Raw genomic sequence first — 287 nt, 5'->3', positions numbered from 1 at the left:
CTTGGTAGGGCTGGTTGGACTCGAACCAACGACCCCCGCGTTATCAACACGGTGCTCTAACCAGCTGAGCTACAGCCCCGAAACTGTGTTCTTTGTTCAACAGTCGATAAGTGCGGACGCTTGATGAGCAGAGCGAAGCTCTGCAACCATTAAGGTTTGTGGTGCTACTCTAGAAAGGAGGTGATCCAGCCGCACCTTCCGATACGGCTACCTTGTTACGACTTCACCCCAGTCACGAATCCTACCGTGGTAAGCGCCCTCCTTGCGGTTAAGCTACCTACTTCTGG

General features: G+C 53.7%; 1 tRNA gene and 1 rRNA gene. Both read right to left on the bottom strand.

The features are described 5' to 3' along the window. Positions 1-2: 2 nt before the first annotated feature. Positions 3-79: transfer RNA gene (locus C2862_RS25130), tRNA-Ile, on the bottom strand. 94 nt (positions 80-173) lie between these two features. Then, positions 174-287 (bottom strand): 16S ribosomal RNA (locus tag C2862_RS25125); the annotation flags it as partial.

This window comes from Massilia sp. Mn16-1_5 (assembly GCF_004798585.1).
Classification (GTDB): Bacteria; Pseudomonadota; Gammaproteobacteria; order Burkholderiales; family Burkholderiaceae_D; genus Telluria.
The sequence above is the reverse complement of the archived record's forward strand: the minus strand, read 5'-3'. Positions and strand labels throughout refer to the sequence as shown.